The sequence below is a fragment of the Photobacterium sp. 270122K genome (assembly GCF_059941365.1).
Window position 1 is genome coordinate 201283 of record NZ_JBPOEN010000004.1, and the last position, 18245, is coordinate 219527.

Below are 18245 nucleotides of genomic sequence, written 5' to 3' on the forward strand. Positions count from 1 at the left end.
CATTATCATGACGCAATCACCACCAACAAACAGAAGATAAAAGCCGTCATAGATAACACAGCAAAAAAATGCGACTGACTTTTAAGATAATTCAAAAATAGCTGGCGATAACGGCGCAAAACGTGATGCTAACGGTGTGGGAAGAGAACGCGCACAGTCATTAAAGAAGGAGTAATGGCGCAATAAAGAATAAATAAAGAAGGAGAAAGGGGGAACGGATGATGAAAGGAGAAAGCGAAACAGCAGTCATCAGCAAATCAAAAGAAAAAATAGTGCCCGTCCACGAGCACTATCCTTGAAGAATATGTGAAGACTCAAGCGAGCGGCAAATACCGTGATGCATGCGTGATCAGCGATTCATAGTGACCAAACGCAGGCTTTCCATCGACAACACGGCGCAGCATGTCTAACGCCACCGTGGCGATCACCGTACGATGATCGCGGTATGCGTACTGTCGGCGCGTCGATATCGTTTGTGACCACACGCCATCCGTCGAGGCTAACGCTAACGTGATCTGCGGGTCATCACTGTGACTAACAGCCAGCGCCAATGACGCCTCACTGTTATTGAGTGCATCACACGCCATTGCTTCAGCGTTATTGTGTGCCGAGCTTGGACTGACTGAGCTCTGACTTACCGAGATAGGGCTGACAACCGTATTCTTACTCACAACGGTACCCTGACACACCAACTCACCAAACTCAGCCTCGTGTAATGCATTGATCACGGCACCACCGGTATAGCCTTCAACCACGGCAAGCGTCTGTGATGAGACGGTCATCGCCTGTTTTAAAGTCTCAAGCAATGGCTGCCCTTGCCCCACCACATTCTCACTTAACAATGCGGCAATCTGTTGATAGAGTGCCTCGGCCTCAGGATGTCCGAGTGGCACAAACACTTTCACTTCAATAAACGGTAAATAAGAGCGGTAACCCAGCTCAACCCCCTCCGGCAATACAAGAGGATCCAGCATGTCACTGATCCCCGACTCTGATAAGCCAAAGGTGTATAAACGTAAGCAATCGCGCTCTGTTTGATTTGCTGCAAATGACGCAGCAAGGCGCGGCAAGATTTGCTCATGCACCATCTGCTTAAATTCACGCGGCACACCGGGCGTAAAAAAGATCCACGCTCGATTTAACCGCATCGCAAATCCACAAGCGGTACCAATCGGGTTATCAATCAACTCAGCCCCTGCCGGTAACATCGCTTGCTTAATGTTTGTCGCAGGCATCTCACGCCCAACCCGCGTGTATTTTTCCTGCATTTGTGCGACCCAATGGTCTGACAGTTCTAATCCCACATCAGCCGCAATCGCAGCAGCCTGTGCGGTTAAGTCATCTGTAGTAGGTCCCAATCCGCCATTCACCACCACAATATCGGCGGTCAAACTACAATGCTCAATTTCCTTAGCCAGTTGCTCACGTTGGTCGCCCACCGTGGTTCGGCGTGTCATGGCGAAACCTTGCTCAAAAAACAACCGAGATAACCACGCGGCATTGGTATCGACGATATCGCCGTGCAGCACCTCTTCCCCGGTACTGATCATGACCACTTCTAACATGCTGTCCTCTGCACCCTGTTTAACCTGTCTTAACGGTATACTAAATCACCACACTTTCCGATCTATCTCACTCTTTTTACGCAATAAAAAATCAGAACTGCGAAGACTCCCTCTCTTTTTGATAAGGCTATTCGTGCCTACGTTCCCGTCGACAATCGCCTTTAACACCCACAATGTAAACCAAAGTTTACACACAAATAAAGATAAGTTGACAGTGGATAATTTGATCGATAATGTACAGCTCAGAGAAAAATGATAACAAATCTTTGAGTATAGCAATATACGACCCTATTGAGAGGAAATAACATGCTATTAACCTATTCACCGTCTGACTATCGATAGCCGCAACGGCCAAGTCAGATGTAATTATAACTTTACACCCTCTTGATTTCGCTGTTGTGGCTGCCACCTGATTGGGGAGTAACCACGGGTGTTCGCACCTCTCCCGCCTTTTTATTATCTTTGGGAGCAACAGAAACATGTCCATGAACAAAACTTTCGGCAGTATGCTGATCATTGCAGGTACCACCATTGGTGCCGGTATGCTGGCGTTACCTCTGGCGTCTGCCGGACTAGGATTTACCACCGCCACCCTCATCATGTTCAGCATTTGGCTACTGATGACCTACACCGCGTTATTAATGCTGGAAGTCCACCAGCACGCCGATAACACCGCCACCTTAAATTCACTGGCGCACCAATTGCTGGGAAAAAAAGGCCAATACCTCGCCAGTTTCGCGGTCGCTTTTTTAATGTACTCGTTGTGTGCGGCCTACATTTCAGGGGGGGGCGGCCAACTGAACGACAAGTTGACCCAATGGGGCGGGCTTAACGTGCTCCCACAAATCAGTGCCGTGGCGTTTACGCTGATCATTGCGACCATCGTCGGGATCGGTACCCATTCGGTCGATATGGTGAACCGCCTTCTCTTTACCCTGAAAATTATTGCGCTGGTGGTGATGCTGGGGCTGTTAGTGCCTAATGTGGACGGCGGACACTTAGTCAATATGCCGGTAGAGAAAGGGTTGATCCTGTCTGCGCTACCGGTCATTTTCACCTCGTTCGGTTTTCATGGCAGTATCCCGTCGATTGTGCGTTACATCGGCATGGACATTAAAGCGCTGCGTAAAATCATGATTTTCGGTTCGTCATTGCCACTGATCATCTACGTGTTCTGGCAACTGGCCAGCCAAGGCGTGATGAGCCAATCGGCGTTGATGGCGAATAACAATCTGGGGGCCTTTATTGCGTCTCTGAACACCTTGCTGCACAACCCGATGGTGAGCCAATCTGTCTCCATTTTTGCGGATTTGGCGTTGGCGACCTCATTCTTGGGCGTGAGCTTGGGCTTGTTTGACTTCATTGCAGACAGCTTTAAGCGTGATGGTGTGAAATACGGCCGTTTGCAAACTGCCTTTATTACCTTTGTGCCGCCGTTGGGTTTTGCCCTGTTCTACCCGCAAGGGTTCATCATGGCATTGGGCTTTGCGGCGATAGCCCTTGTGATCCTCGCTATCTTCCTGCCGGTTGCCATGGTGCGCGCACAACGTAAACAACGTATCAATGCGCAAATGAATGCCGAACCGGCTTACCAGGTAGCAGGCGGCACACCAGCGTTGATCATGGCCACCGCCGCAGGGATCGTCATTATCTCGGCCCAATTACTTCAAATGGCCGGTAAGATCCCTGCTGTAGGTTAATATCTGAACAAAAAACAAGCAGCAAGAGGTGAATATTGCACTCTTGCTGCTTTTAATTTAATAAAACAGCCACTTAACGATCTTTCATTCACAAACAAGTACAGCTCTCCCCTGCCCTACACACCCATTGAAGGCAAGATATATTCATTTGTTTTAGCGATTTTGAATATCCACTAGGCATTTTCTGCTTTTTCAGTGATACTCCCCGCCCTTAAACTCTGTCTCACTTGATCTATCGCGGAGCGTATCTTGCGCACTTCATTGTTATCTTCGTTTGTTTTAGGCTGTGCTATCAGCTCACCCGCCCTTGCTTGGTATGACAACACCCCTTATACAAACAACCATACCTATGCAAATAACCACACAGACACGACAACTCAACAAGGTACGTTTCTTAACCAGTATGCCTTAACCTCTCCATCAACGTTCCGCTACAGCGCAACGACGGATGCTGGCACTCAGGCAGCGACCCCCACAGCGCAATCCGTGAACATATTGCCGATGCACCTGTCTGTCGCTTCAGAAAAAAACTGGGACTACCTGCTTGAGCAGTCTTACACCATTTTCGGTTTAAGCGTGGCAACCGTGGGCATGATGACCTTACTGCCAGAAAGCGTGACCAAGTGGGACGAAGAAGACCGTGATTTAAGCGGACTGGGCCAGAAATGGTGGGATAACGTGAGTGAAGGTCCCGTTTGGGATAAAGATGACCATGTCCTGAACTACATCATGCACCCTTATTTTGGTGGGGTGTACTACACCGCTGCGCGTCATTCCGGTTTCAATGAGTGGGAATCCTTCTTATATTCCGCCACCATGTCGACGTTCTTCTGGGAATACGGCGTAGAAGGCTTCGCTGAAGTGCCGTCGATTCAAGACATCATTGTGACACCGCTATTCGGTGCCGCCGTGGGTGAATGGATGTTCCAGACCGAACTGGAGATCACAGCTCGCGGAGGCGAAGTGCTGGGATCAGAAACCATCGGTGATGTCAGCCTGTTCCTGCTCAACCCTGTCGGACACATCCATTACTGGGTCACAGATTGGTGGAAAGGCGACTCCGATGTCAGCCTGACTTACTCGCCGTGGTTTGGTAATGCTGATGTCGCACAATTTGCGATGGATTCCGGCGCCAACTACGACAAAGCCTTTATCGGTTTAGAGTTAAAATTGGCCCTGCAATAAAACGAACACCGTCAATCAGTAAAGTGACGCAGCTAACGCGTTCTTTACTGATTTTCAACATTTGAGACCAAATAATTCATGGTTCATGAAGTAAGGTCACGCTTTGGTGTTCTCTCGATATTTCAACGCGATATTTTGAGATAGCATTTTCAATAATCACAATAACTTATAAGCATTGGTGATGAACCAGACTTTTTCGATGTTCGAATACCTACAATCACCGGTTTGGGTTTTCGATATTCACCAAAAACGCATTCTCTGGGCCAATTCGGCGTCACTCCCACTGTGGGATGCCGAAAGCCAAGACGCTTTATTAGCGCGCGATCTTCAACGCGATATGTCACTGGCCGTCAGTGCTGTACTTGAAGGCTATCTGCCCCGTTTTGAACAAGGCGAAACCATTAAAACCTGGTGGACATTTGCCCCTAATGGCGCATTTAAAAAAGCCCTCTGCCATTTTTCTGGGATCCCACTGCCCGATGGATCGCTGGGGATGCTGGTTCACGTGATTGCCGAAGAGTCTGGTCTTCGTCAAGAACTCGCTCTGTCCAGTGGGGCCAACCTTTCCCTATTATTTGCCGCTTCTGGCGACTTGATCAGTTCCAACAATACCTTTGCCCATGAGTTCGGCGACCAACTGCCCGATCTGAATAGCTTTTTAGGTGATGCCAAACTGGCACAGGAATGGATCGACACGGCCCGTCAAGACCGCCCTTTCTCGACCAAGCGTTTGTGTTGGACGGGTAAAAGCCATTACTGGTTCACCATTGAAGGCATGTGGCTTGACGACAAACAGCTGTTGTTGCTGGATATGGTGAATATCAGCGAGAAAAAAGAAGAACAACATAAAGAGAAATACAACGCGGAACATGATTATCTTACCGGCCTGTTAAATCGCCGGGGGATCACCCATGCCATTATTCAGCATCAACCTAGCCTGCATGCGTATAGCTTGTTGTTTCTTGATATTGATGGCTTCAAGCTGATCAATGACACCTATGGCCATGCGGTAGGTGACAAGCTGCTCCGCGCTATCGCCATTCGCCTGCAAGAAGCGTTGCGCTTCAAAGGGCTACTGGCGCGCTTTGGTGGCGATGAATTCATTATTCAAATCGAACACCGCAACATCAGCGATCCGACCAGCTTTGCACAGCAACTGATCAAAGCACTGAACCGCCCTTTCCATCTCAAAGAAGTGGGTGAGCTGTCGATCGGGTGCAGTATTGGTACTTCTCAATACCCGCAAGATGCGAAAGACATTGAAACGCTGGTCACACAAGCCGACATGGCCATGCATCGCGCCAAGCTGCGGGGGCGTAACCGCAGCCACCATTTTTCGCCGGACATGGCTGATGCCTTGTACCGCAAAATGACCCTGCGTCATCACCTGACATTGGCATTAGAAGCGGAAGCGTTTGAACTGTACTATCAACCCATCGTCGACATGAAAAACCACAAGCTGAAAGGGTTTGAAGCGTTGATCCGCTGGCACGATGAAGAGCTGGGGCACGTTTCACCCGCCGAGTTTATTCCACTGGCGGAAGAAACCGGCCAAATTGTACCCTTGGGAAAATGGATCCTCAAAACCGCCTGTCAGCAATTGGCCTTATGGCGCGAGAAATACAATAAGCATTTCATTATGAGTGTGAACTTGTCGCGGGCGCAATTGCAATCCAGCTTGGCCCCTTCCGTTGAAGCCTTACTGATACAACATCAGATCCCGCCATCACAGTTGGCTTTGGAACTGACCGAATCAACCATGCTACAAGACTACGATGAAGCCAAGCAATGCTTGGAAGATTTGGCTTCGTTGGGGTTAGAACTGTATCTGGATGACTTTGGCACCGGCTATTCATCACTCTCACAGCTGCAAGATCTGCCGATCAGCACGGTAAAACTGGATCAGAGTTTTGTTCAAGGGGAACACAAGGGCAGCCAAGCGATCATTGAAGCGACCCGTGCCATCTGTGAAAAGTTAGATCTGAAAGTCGTCGCCGAAGGGGTGGAAACCCTGGCACAACTTCAGTACCTACAAAAATGCCGCTTTGACTACTGCCAAGGGTATTACTTAGGTCGACCGATGCCAGCCTATGAACATGAAGCCCGCCACTTCTCTCTACAAAACACGGTACCGGGTATCAAGTACTACTACTGACGGTAACGCTTCGGTCACGCGCCTCTACTCCGGTAGAGGCGAATTTTCTCGCGGCTTTCCCCGCACTTCCTAGCTACTCGATACTCGATACTCGATACTCGCAGCCTGCTTTTTTCGCCCCTGTTTTCTACGCCCAATGCGGCGCAAGCCCCTGCCACATCGCAATCACACCCGACACGGAACATAACACCAATAAGGCATAACGCAGCCATCCGGCTTTGATCAAATGCTGGATACGGTATGCAAAAAGTGAGGCTAAGATAGGTGCTGGCATGATCATCATGCCGTATTGGAAGTGCCACCAGCTAAAGTGCCCTGTCGCCGTTAACGCGGCCAGCGACAATAGCCCACTGAATGCAAAGTACCCCGCTAAGTTTGCCCGTAGTTTGGCCGCTTCCGCATGCTGCAATACCAAAGCCATCGGCGGCCCACCAATCGATGTCGAGGTGCCCATCAGCCCCGAGGCAAACCCGGCCCAGAACAACGCTTTAGGCGTAGGTTTGATCCGCACTTTTAATAAGCTGATCCCGACCGCCGTCAATACCCCAATCCCCAATACCAGCGCCAGTGATTGAGAGGTGATATAAAGCAGCAATACACTGGCCACCAGCGTGCCGGGAATGCGCCCGAGAAACGCCGCCCCCAACCCTTTAAATGACAGCATGGCACGGTATTGCCACATGTTGATCAAGGCCAGTACAAAGCCAACCAAACAAATCACGCCCGGCACAAACCGTGGCTCGAAGTAGTACACGATAGGTGCGGCGACAATCGCCATCCCAAAACCGACCGTGCTTTGTACAACACATCCGGCGGCAAGTGCTAAGGCGCAATAAATTAAGGTACTGGTGTCCATGTTGGCACGATCTCCGCGTGAATAAGTAAGTTCCTTGGGGTAATAGGTTTGTCGCAGAAGGTGCCGACAGTGACGTGATAGCCCGCCTCTTCCATGAAACATGCCCGGTCATACACCAACCACATTTCTAACGGACGGCGGAATAACTGTCGCAGCAACTCCAAGCGTTCCACCCAATGAAAACGCGTTTCGCCCACCTGTTGCCAGTGAGCAAAATCACAATCTGTCGGCAACGTCAGGCCTTTTTGTTCGGCAGCCCACAGACAGAAGGCTTCAAAGCCCTCATTGAGCAAGGCTTTTTGCACGTTCGGCACCGGAATATAGGTGTCCTGTCCGCTCACCGCCCGCTGCAAGCTATCAAAGCCCAAGCGGAAGCTCACTTCGACAAAGCGTAAATTACGCACCCGATTACCGGCGGTGACCGTTTCCTGCAACGGTAAACGCAAATCATGTTTCGACAATTGCAACGCACTCTGTTGCGCTTGCTGAGATAGCGGCTGATAAGCTTTACCACGGATCAAGTGATAGCAGCACGGTGAAATACTCACGGCTTGCCCCCGCTTAGCCGCCACCCGTTGTAACAACGACACGTGCAAATCCCCACAGGCATGCAGCGCGACTGCATGCTGTTGCGGCTGAATGTACTGCTCACTGTCGGAAGAAAACGCATCACCGTGTACAAACGTCATGTCCAAACCGAGCTTTTTCGCTGCCTCGCCACCGCTTCCACACAATGCCTGCTGCCACTCTAAACTCACCACGGGGGTCTGATGCGTCGCGGCCAATACACGTCCCAAGAAACCTTTACCGGCACACCATTCCAACCACGGCAAAGACAATGCCGGTAACACGCCGTTAAACGCATGCAGTTGCGTCCACTTTCGTCCCGGAATACCAGCATCCAAGCCACGCGGCGTTGCGCGCTCCGTGTGGGGTAACGCTGAAACGTGTGTCAGTGCGGTTAATGCCTCCGCCTGTGGGATCCATGTTTGCAGCGCTGAGCACAGGGCGGCAGGGTCGGCCAAATACTGTGCGATCGCTTCATCGGTCAGTGACACCAACCACTGATACAGCGCAGGATGGCGTGCTTCCCACGCTGCTGGCGTTTCGGCAAACGGCATGAATTGCCAATAATCACGGGTTTCAACCAATAGGCTGTCGAGCTGAGAAAAAAGCGGGGCGTGCATGAATTACTCTAACGAAGTCGAACAAGGCAGCGATTATACCCAAGCAGAGGGAAATACGCCGATAAAAAGTGCAGAAAGAGACTCTGTCTTTACAAGAAAGAACATCAACGACGAGGGGAGAACAAGGGAGGTAGACAGCAACCGCGTGAACAAGCGGCAGGCTACACGGGGCAGCCTGCTGATAGACTGTATTTACGGTTACTTAACGGGTAAGGGAATATTGGTAAACATGGCTTCAATTTCCGCATTGCTCTTGAGTGCAACCGCTTGGTCGACAACATTGCGGGTTAAATGCGGGGCAAAACGTTCCATGAAATCGTACATGTAAGAACGTAAGAATGAGCCTTTCTTAAAGCCGATTTTGGTCGTGCTGGCTTCAAAAATATGGCTAGCATCAATCGCGACCAAATCACTGTCGATATCAGGATCCATCGCCATGCTCGCAATCACGCCCACACCAATGCCCAATCGAACATAGGTTTTGATCACATCCGCATCTGTCGCGGTAAAAACGATCCGCGGTGTCAGTCCCGATCGGTTAAACGCACTATCTAGCTCTGATCGGCCGGTAAAACCAAACACATACGTCACCAATGAGTACGCAGCCAAATCATGAATCGTAATGGATGATTTTTTCGCCAACGGGTGATCCGCCTTCACCACAATAGAGCGGTTCCAGTGGTAACACGGCAACATGATCATGTCTTGATACAGGTGCAAGGCTTCCGTTGCAATGGCAAAATCCGTGGTGCCTTTGGAAACGGCATCCGCCAACTGCGTCGGCGTGCCTTGATGCATGTGCAAGGTCACTTTCGGATAACGTGCCGTAAACCCTTGGATCACGGCGGGCAACGCATAACGCGCCTGCGTATGGGTCGTGGCAATGTTCAGGGTGCCCATTTCCGGGTGCGTATGCTCACCGGCCACGGACTTAATGCTTTCCACACGAGAGAGAATATCACGCGAGATCTTAACGATCTCTTCACCGGCGGGCGTCACCTTGGTTAAGTGCTTCCCACTGCGTTCAAAAATCTGAATACCGAGCTCATCTTCCAGCAAACGCACCTGTTTGCTAATCCCCGGCTGCGACGTGTAAAGACTCTCCGCCGTAGAGGAAACGTTAAGGTTATTGTTCACAACCTCAACAATATATCTTAATTGTTGTAATTTCATGGTACCGCCTATTTATAGTCCATTATATCAATGCAACCATGTATGACCTTACGTTATATCTTGAATGACCGTATTTGCCTAGTCTTCGTTGAATAAAATATGGTCAATTCCTCCTTTTTGGCCGCGCACTTCTTTGCTTAATTGTTAACGACTCACCGTCACCGCCCCCTCTTGATAAAACACGCAAAAGTCACAACAAAACTAGGCCGTCTTAGTGAGATAGTGTATCTTATAAGGCTTAATGTAAGTGCGGGTGGTCATCAAACCTATGAGTATGCCATTAGTCATTGGCCTGGTAAGCCTATTGCTGGTGTTGATTGTTGGTTACAACATCATTATTCAGTATCGTCAACAACTTGAGAGCAAAAAGCAACAAGAGCTATCGAAATGCATTGCGATCATTAATTCAAGCGAAGATCTGATCGGCAACGCCCATCATTTGCCTTTCAGTAAAGATTTGTTGATGTGCTTAAATCGCCGTGTGCTCTTTACCCTTGAGAACATGAGAGAGATTGATCCGGCCGATAAGTCGCTGCCACAACGTATCAGCAACGTCTCTGAGCAGATCCGCCAATTACAGGAAAATTATTCCACCGCCGATGTGGCCAATTTCAAAGTCCCGACCACCGACCAACAAGCCTTGGGCATGTTGCAGTTAGTGAAGCGCTTGAAAGCCACCATTCGTAACGAACACAGCAAAGGTCGTATGCCAACGCAGTCTTTCGTGTCGGAAAATGCACGCTTAGAAGGCCTGCAGCTGCGCATCAACATTGAGAACGTCGTGAAGCGTGCTAACGAAGCCCGCACCAAGCGTCAGCTCGGCACCGCGAAGCAGTTGCTGAAAAAGGGCATAGAGGTCTTGGCGAGCAAAAATGACAACTACGCCAATCAGGCGCGTGAAAAGTTGCAGATCATGCTCAGTGAGATCGACAACAGCCAAAACTCCAGCCACGAGCAGTTGCGTCAGCAGATGATCGACAAAGAGCAGGACGAATTAGACGTGCTGTTCCAGCCTAAGCGCAAGTGGTAACGCATCCATAACAGGTGTTCACCCCTGCCAAACATTCTAAGGCCACGCACTGCGTGGCCTTTCTTTTGTCTCGCCTTCGGACTCACCGCGCCCGCTTATCTCTCCCCTATTATTATCGTGATACGCTTTCTTTCCTCGGCATCTCACCCTGCCTGCTTATCGCTTATCGCTTATCGTCCATTCATCGATACACGCTGACTGATTCCATTTCGGCTATTCGCCGCCACAAGCCCAGCATCAGCATCAGCATCAAAACGTATAAAACAGGCATAAAAAAACCGCCTTTCGGCGGTTTTTATTATTCAGCGATCAAGCACGACACGGTGATTACTCAGCGTCTGCGCTGTCTTTCTTCGGCTTCTTACGCTTGTCCGTGATTTCCCACTTGTCACCCACGTACAACGCCGTCCAACCTGTAGGCTTACCGTCTACCTCAGAGCGCACATAGTTCTCTTTGGTTTTACGGCTAAAGCGAACAACGGTCGACAAACCGTCTGGGTCGTGACTTGGTGCTTCTGTCAGGTACAGAAACTTTTCAGACAAACGGTCTTTAAAGCGTACCAACTCTTCAACCAACGGAGCACGGGTTTCACGTGATTTCGGGAAGCTGCTTGCCGCCATAAACAGGCCAGAAGCACCATCACGTAATACAAAGTAAGCACTCGTATCTTGGGTACATGGCAACTCAGGCAGATGCACAGGATCTTCCTTCGGTGGTGCCACTTCGCCATTTTTCAGGATCTTACGCGTATTCTTACAGCCTTCGTTCGTACAACCCATGTACTTACCGAAACGGCCATTTTTCAGCTCCATGTCCGAACCACACTTATCACATTCGATAACCGGGCCTTCGTAACCTTTGAGCTTGTATTCGCCTTTCTCAACCACGAAGCCATCACAGCCCGGGTTGTTACCACACACGTGCAATTTACGTGTTTGGTCAATCAGGTACGCATCCATCGCGGTGCTACATTTCGGACAACGTTTCTTCGCACGCAATGCGGCTGTTTCCACGTCTTCCTCTAGCACGTTCACCACACCGTCTTCGTTACCGAGGTTGATGGTGGTTTTGCAACGCTCTTTCGGCGGCAACGCATAGCCTGAACAGCCAAGGAATACGCCAGTCGATGCCGTACGAATACCCATTGGGCGTTCACACGTTGGACACTGAATATCGGTCAAAACGATATTGTTCGGCTTCATGCCGCCTTCCGCTTCATCCAGCTCCGCTTTTTCAAGCTCAGCGGTGAAATCGCTAAAGAACTTGTCCAGTACCGCTTTCCAGTTTGCTTCACCTTCTGCGATTTTATCGAGATTACCTTCCATACGGGCAGTAAAGTCGTAATCCATCAGATCCGCAAAGCTTTCATCCAAGCGATCAGACACGATTTCGCCCATCTTCTCAGCGTAGAAACGACGCTGATCCACATGCACGTAACCACGGTCCTGAATGGTCGAAATGATCGACGCATACGTCGACGGACGGCCAATACCACGTTTTTCCAGCTCTTTAACCAACGCAGCTTCCGTGAAGCGTGCTGGCGGCTTGGTGAAGTGCTGCTTCGGCTCTAGCGCCTCAAGCTGTAGCGTATCACCCACGTGTACCATTGGCAGTGTGGTGTCTTCGTTCTTACCCGATGGACGTTGTACTTTTGTCCAGCCAGCAAAGCGTAGCGTACGGCCTTTTGCTTTCAGGGTGAAATCACCCGCTTGTACCGTGATCGTACTGGAATCGTACTGTGCAGGTACCATCTGACACGCCACAAACTGACGCCAAATCAGGTCGTACAGTTTGATTGCATCTTGATCCACGCCTTCCAAATGCTCCGCTTTGACTTCCACATTGGAAGGACGGATCGCTTCGTGCGCTTCTTGTGCGTTGCCTTTACTGCCATACACAATCGGCTGAGCGGGCAAGTACGTGTCACCGTATTCACTGGTGATGTATTCACGTGCGGCTTCAACAGCTTCTTTCGACAAGTTGGTCGAGTCCGTACGCATATACGTAATGTAACCGGCTTCATACAAACGCTGAGCTAAGCCCATGGTGCGTTTTACGCCGTAACCCAAACGGGTGCTCGCCGCTTGTTGTAGCGTCGAGGTGATGTACGGTGCTGACGGCTTACTGCTGGTCGGGCGGTCTTCACGCTCGGCCACGGTGTAAGCGGCTTTTTCCAGCAACGCGTGCGCGGCCATGGTGTCAGCTTCATTCTCCGGACGGAAGGCTTTACCCGCCTGCTGAGCCACCATCAAACGCAACGCATCTTTGCCTACCGTGAGGGTATTGGCATGGATATCCCAAAACTCTTCCGGATCGAAGGCTTTGATTTCACGTTCACGTTCAACAATCAGCTTAACGGCCACCGACTGTACGCGGCCGGCAGACAAGCCACGTGCCACTTTTTTCCACAACAGTGGCGAGACCATAAAGCCCACCACGCGGTCAAGGAAACGACGTGCTTGCTGGGCATTCACCCCGTCAATGTTCAGTTCACCAGGCTGTTCAAACGCCTGCTGAATCGCATTTTTTGTGATTTCGTTAAAGACCACTCGCTTGTAACGCGCATCATCGCCACCGATGATCTCACGAAGGTGCCACGCAATAGCTTCCCCCTCGCGATCCAAATCGGTTGCGAGATAGACAAAGTCAGCATCTTCAGCCAGCTTCTGCAGCTCGCTAACGACCTTTTCTTTGCCCGGCAACACTTCGTACTGCGCTTCCCAATCGTTGTAAGGGTCAACACCCATTTTACCGATCAGCGCCTTACGATCTTTTTCTTGTTTAATCGTCGCTTTTTCTTCCGCGCTCAGGCCTTTGGTCGAGGTCGCAGCGGCTTTCTTGCCTGTACTACGTGCACCGGTCGGCAAATCACGAACGTGACCTACGCTTGACTTAACAATGAAGTCCTTACCCAAGTACTTATTGATAGTCTTCGCCTTGGCTGGGGACTCCACAATAACGAGTGATTTTCCCATAATAATTCTATTACGTCCTCGTGCTCACAAAAAATAAAAATAAAAACAAACAGTTGCACGCAAGAAACTCAAGGTAGCACGGCAAGCTGGTACACCAAACTGATTACGTAACGCTTCAAAGCATGGCTCACAACAAGGCTGAGAACGATGGTAAGTGGACACGTTACGTAATGGGATTGGTATTTACATATTGGGCTACAATCCTAGAAGGTCAACTGCTTTTTAACAAATCGAGACTGTTTGGTTGTCCCTTCTCCACTTGTTAATACTTGGTTACAGCAGGCATCTAAACAGAAATAATGGCCATGAAGCAAGCCCTTCATCAGACTTCCTTGTTCCCTTCCCTCTATATAGAGAACACGATCACAGCGGTTTCTCGGCCCCAATGGGCGCTAATGATTACCACCTCGTCGGCAATTTGACTATAAAAAACAGCTATTTTTTGCCATTGCTCACAGAATTATGACTTTTCAAGGGGTTAGTTAACTACTCTTTGTACAATTTTTCTCACACCTTTGCGTCACCTCGACTTCCCTTTGACACAATTGTCTTCCTCTCAGAAGTTACTTACACTATTTGCCACCAGTCCGGGGGGTATCCGGATAATACAATGGACATTGAGACACTCATGAGCAACAAAACAACCATTAGCCCTGACAATCTCCTTTTAATTGCTAATCAACTTATCCAAGACCACGAAAGCTACTTGGATGGCATGCGTGCGACCTCTGTTGAAGAACGCGATGGCGTGTTGATCTTTAAAGGGGAATACTTCCTCAATGAAGAAGGCCTACCAACAGAAAAAACCACGGCCGTGTTCAATATGTTTAAGTTCTTGGCACACAAATTGTCGCCAGAATTCACGCTAGCATAAGCGGTATCGCGGCGGTTTCCCGTCCGCAAAAACAACAGCCCCACCAAAGGCGGGGCTGTGTCTTTTACTTCTGGCAATAACGCCATGCCGTGAGCACCTACGGCTCACCGCCCCTCATTACATGAAAGGACGCTGACCACGGCTCACCCACTTCATCAGTAGGTTATCAGCCGCTTCACCTGTTGCACCCGCCAGCTTCTCTGCTAGCTTTTTACGTTGCACGTAGCGTACCTGCAACACATCGCGGTCTTTACAGGCTTGGCTGATGAAATCATCACTGGTGCCAATCTCGTCCACCAGCCCCAATGCCAACGCTTGCTTGCCGAACCAGTGTTCACCGGTTGCCACGGTTTCCAGATCCAAGCTTGGACGGTGTTCGGCGATAAAATCTTTGAACAACCCGTGCGTTTCCTCAATTTCAGTTTGGAACTTTTCACGTGCTTTGTCTGTGTTTTCACCGAACATCGTGAGTGTTCGCTTGAATTCACCCGCCGTCACTTGTTCAAACTCGATGTCGTTTTTCTTCAACAGTTTGTTGAAGTTAGGCAACTGTGCGATCACGCCAATGGAACCCACAATCGCAAACGGGGCAGAGATAATATTATCGGCCACACACGCCATCATATAGCCACCGCTGGCGGCCACTTTATCGACGGAAATCGTCAGCTTCACACCGGCCGTTTTCAAACGCGCCAGTTGTGATGAGGCCAAACCGTAACCGTGTACCATGCCGCCGCCCGTTTCCAAACGCAGCAACACTTCATCACCCTCTATCGCGATGGCCAAAATGGCCGTCACTTCTTCACGCAATGCCGACACTTCACGCGCATCCAAGCTGCCGTGGAAGTCTAAAACAAACAAACGCGGCTCACGCGAATGAGATAAATCCCCTTCCTTCGCGGCTTTTTTTACTTCGTTTTGACGCGCTTTATGCTTCTCTTTATCGGCTTTCTTTTCCGCTTTATCACGCGCTTTAATCAGCGGTTTATCAAACAAGTGGGACTCTAATTGAGACACCGTGTGCTTGTATTGCTCAGTCAAATCCGTCACTTCTAGCTCACCTTTCGATGCGCCGTGATGGTCTTTCAATCCTTTTACAATGATCAGAATGGCAGCAATCGCGATCACCACCGTGGCAATCTTGGCTAGGAATAGCCCATAATCAAACAAAAAATCCAATGTTGAGTCCTCATTTTTGACGTCTTCCCATTGTAACCACGTTGTCACCTGTATCGCTATCGCAATACAATAGGAAAACAAAAAAACCAATAAGGAAATAAAGCGTGGATTATCAAATCGCTGAAAACTCACTGAAAGAGAGAGTGATTCTTGTCACGGGTGCCGGGGAAGGCATTGGTCGTCAGGCTGCCATGAGCTATGCAGCACACGGGGCCACGGTGATTTTGCTCGGCCGTACAGTGGCCAAACTGGAAGCGGTTTATGATGAAATAGACGCCCTTGGCTACCCGCAGCCCGCCATCATTCCGATGGATCTCATGGGTGCCACCAAGCAAAACTATCAAGACATGGTCGACACCATTGAAGGCCAATTTGGCCGCCTTGACGGTGTACTGCACAATGCCGGCGTATTGGGTGTATTGAGCCCGTTTGATCAAATGGACGAAGGCGCGTTCGATGAAGTCATGCAAATCAACGTGAAAGCCCAGTTCCTGCTGACACAAGCCATTATTCCGCTGATCAAAAAAGCGCAAGATGGCCGAATCATCTTTACTTCATCCACCGTGGGTCATCACGGTCGTGCCTTCTGGGGCGCCTACGCGATGTCTAAATTCGCCACTGAAGGCATGATGCAAGTCGTGGCCGATGAATTAGCCAACACGCCTGTACGCGTTAATGCGATTAACCCAGGCGGCACACGCACGGGGATGCGTGCTAAAGCTTTCCCAGCAGAAGATGCAACACGGCTAAAGACACCGGCAGAGATCATGCCGCTGTACCTTTACCTGATGGGGCCAGAAAGCCGTGACGTGAATGGCCAGTGCATTGATGCGCAACCTAAACGCCCCGCCGGCGAAGCAAAGTAAGGCTTTTCACGAACGAATAAACGGATAAATAAACAGATAGTCGTAGAGAAAAGACAGACATAAAAAAAGCAGCCCTTAGGCTGCTTTTTCATTATTCTCGACACTTACTTACGTGTACGCGGTTTCGCTGGCTTGTTCTTCAGCGGATTGCGACGATTCACAGCGTTACCTGATGGCTTACGGCGTGCGCCTTCAGCATTCGGTTTACGGCGTGTATCTTCACCCGATGAACGGCGCGTGTCGTCATTCGACGGCTTGCGGCGCGCATCACCGGTTGGCTTGCGACGCGTATCGTCATTTGACGGTTTACGACGTGCATCACCCGTTGGCTTGCGGCGCGTATCGTCATTTGACGGCTTACGACGTGCATCACCCGTTGGTTTACGGCGTGTATCGTCATTCGACTTACGACGCGTATCGTCCATTGCTGGCTGGCGACGTGCTGGCTTGTGTTCTTGCGCAGCATCTGCCTCTGCCGTACGGCTTGATGAACGACGTGTATCTTGACGACCACGACGGCCACGCGGCTCTTCGTTCAAACGCTCTTCGTGACGGCGTACCGCACGACGGATCTGACGAACACCACGCTTACGCTTTTGACCTTCAACGGTTAATACCGTTTCAGTCTCTGGCGGCAAATCAACGGTCTCACGCAGGTAGTTCACTTCCTTCAGCTCAAGCTCCATCCATCCACCGCGAGGCAGATCTTTGGTCAGGTAGATGTCACCGTAACGCACACGCTTCAGGCGGCTTACTGTTACACCCTGTGAATCCCACAGACGACGCACTTCACGGTTACGACCTTCGGTGATCATCACGTAGAACGTGTGGTTCATCCCTTCGCCGCCCGCATAAACCACGTCTTCAAAACGGGCCATGCCGTCTTCCAGTTCAACACCGCGAACCAGATTACGTACCATTTCTTCGTTCACTTCACCGAAGACACGCACCATGTACTCACGCTCAACGCGACGACTTGGGTGCATCAAACGGTTTGCTAACTCACCATCGGTGGTGAACAGCAACAAACCGCCGGTGTTCGCATCAAGGCGACCCACAGAGACCCAACGACCATCACTCAGGCGAGGCAAACGGTCAAATACCGTGCGACGACCTTCCGGATCATGGCGAGTACACAGCTCACCTTCAGGTTTGTTATAAGCCATTACACGGCAAACTTCATCTGAAGACGAGATCATCTGAATATTGCGGCCATCAATGCGTACATTGACAGACAAATCTTCCAGACGGTCACCCAGCTTAGCGACTTTGCCATCGATACTGACGCGACCATGTTGGATCATCAATTCGATTTCACGGCGAGAACCCTGGCCAGAACGGGCCAGAACTTTTTGTAATTTTTCACTCATAAGACAAACCTTTGTCGCCTTCACAGGCGTCGAAATATCATCGCACTTTAAGCCATCTTAAAGCGACGGCGGATTATGCCAAAAGCTGGCTGCAGTTACCACCAAAAACACGGTGAAGCACGATGATAT

The 18245-nt window shown here is 50.1% G+C and carries 13 protein-coding genes; 6 read left to right on the forward strand and 7 right to left on the reverse strand.

From position 1 onward, the window contains the following. Nucleotides 1-314 precede the first annotated feature (314 nt). Nucleotides 315-1565, reverse strand: coding sequence for a CinA family nicotinamide mononucleotide deamidase-related protein (locus ACSF8W_RS09425; RefSeq protein ID WP_500847032.1), 1251 nt, complete (start codon nt 1563-1565; stop codon nt 315-317). 479 nt (nt 1566-2044) lie between these two features. On the opposite strand from ACSF8W_RS09425, the gene ACSF8W_RS09430 reads away from it, so the two are divergent. The 3 genes from ACSF8W_RS09430 to ACSF8W_RS09440 all read left to right on the forward strand — a co-directional run bounded on the left by ACSF8W_RS09430 (nt 2045) and on the right by ACSF8W_RS09440 (nt 6605). Beyond that, nucleotides 2045-3265: an aromatic amino acid transport family protein gene (locus ACSF8W_RS09430; protein WP_500847034.1), complete on the forward strand. Its 1221-nt coding sequence runs from the start codon at nt 2045-2047 to the stop codon at nt 3263-3265. Nucleotides 3266-3514: 249 nt separating this feature from the next. Continuing rightward, the gene (locus ACSF8W_RS09435) at nt 3515-4450 is read left to right on the forward strand and encodes a DUF3943 domain-containing protein (RefSeq protein WP_500847036.1); all 936 of its coding nucleotides are present in this window, start codon (nt 3515-3517) and stop codon (nt 4448-4450) included. A gap of 181 nt (nt 4451-4631) precedes the next feature. Beyond that, complete coding sequence (locus ACSF8W_RS09440; RefSeq protein WP_500847038.1) at nt 4632-6605, forward strand: putative bifunctional diguanylate cyclase/phosphodiesterase; 1974 nt, start codon at nt 4632-4634, stop codon at nt 6603-6605. 127 nt (nt 6606-6732) lie between these two features. Here the strand turns inward: ACSF8W_RS09440 and ACSF8W_RS09445 are convergent, their stop codons facing one another. From ACSF8W_RS09445 to cysB, 3 genes are all read right to left on the reverse strand, one after another. Continuing rightward, a complete protein-coding gene (locus ACSF8W_RS09445) occupies nt 6733-7461 on the reverse strand; it encodes a sulfite exporter TauE/SafE family protein (protein WP_500847039.1) in 729 nt (242 codons plus the stop codon). After that, nucleotides 7443-8648 carry a methyltransferase gene (locus ACSF8W_RS09450; protein ID WP_500847041.1) on the reverse strand — a complete coding sequence of 402 codons (1206 nt, stop codon included), beginning with the start codon at nt 8646-8648 and terminating at the stop codon, nt 7443-7445. Before ACSF8W_RS09450 ends, ACSF8W_RS09445 begins: the two co-directional genes overlap by 19 nt. A 198-nt stretch (nt 8649-8846) precedes the next feature. Further along, entirely contained in the window at nt 8847-9821 is a 975-nt protein-coding gene (gene cysB, locus ACSF8W_RS09455) for an HTH-type transcriptional regulator CysB (RefSeq protein ID WP_500847042.1), read from the reverse strand. Nucleotides 9822-10089: 268 nt separating this feature from the next. Between cysB and ACSF8W_RS09460 the strand changes: the two genes are divergently transcribed. Beyond that, complete coding sequence (locus ACSF8W_RS09460; RefSeq protein ID WP_500847044.1) at nt 10090-10851, forward strand: DNA repair protein; 762 nt, start codon at nt 10090-10092, stop codon at nt 10849-10851. A gap of 327 nt (nt 10852-11178) precedes the next feature. Here the strand turns inward: ACSF8W_RS09460 and topA are convergent, their stop codons facing one another. Then, complete coding sequence (topA, locus tag ACSF8W_RS09465; protein ID WP_500847046.1) at nt 11179-13827, reverse strand: type I DNA topoisomerase; 2649 nt, start codon at nt 13825-13827, stop codon at nt 11179-11181. 628 nt (nt 13828-14455) lie between these two features. Between topA and ACSF8W_RS09470 the strand changes: the two genes are divergently transcribed. After that, nucleotides 14456-14701: a YciN family protein gene (locus ACSF8W_RS09470; RefSeq protein ID WP_428477097.1), complete on the forward strand. Its 246-nt coding sequence runs from the start codon at nt 14456-14458 to the stop codon at nt 14699-14701. A 117-nt stretch (nt 14702-14818) separates the two neighbouring features. Here ACSF8W_RS09470 and sohB read toward each other — a convergent pair whose 3' ends face one another. Next, on the reverse strand, nt 14819-15880 hold the full coding sequence (gene sohB, locus ACSF8W_RS09475) for a protease SohB (RefSeq protein ID WP_500847298.1): 1062 nt from the start codon (nt 15878-15880) through the stop codon (nt 14819-14821). A 104-nt stretch (nt 15881-15984) separates the two neighbouring features. Between sohB and ACSF8W_RS09480 the strand changes: the two genes are divergently transcribed. Beyond that, entirely contained in the window at nt 15985-16746 is a 762-nt protein-coding gene (locus tag ACSF8W_RS09480; RefSeq protein WP_500847048.1) for a YciK family oxidoreductase, read from the forward strand. Nucleotides 16747-16850: 104 nt separating this feature from the next. On the opposite strand, the gene rluB is transcribed toward ACSF8W_RS09480, so the two are convergent. Then, on the reverse strand, nt 16851-18116 hold the full coding sequence (gene rluB / locus ACSF8W_RS09485; protein ID WP_500847050.1) for a 23S rRNA pseudouridine(2605) synthase RluB: 1266 nt from the start codon (nt 18114-18116) through the stop codon (nt 16851-16853). Nucleotides 18117-18245: the final 129 nt, after the last annotated feature.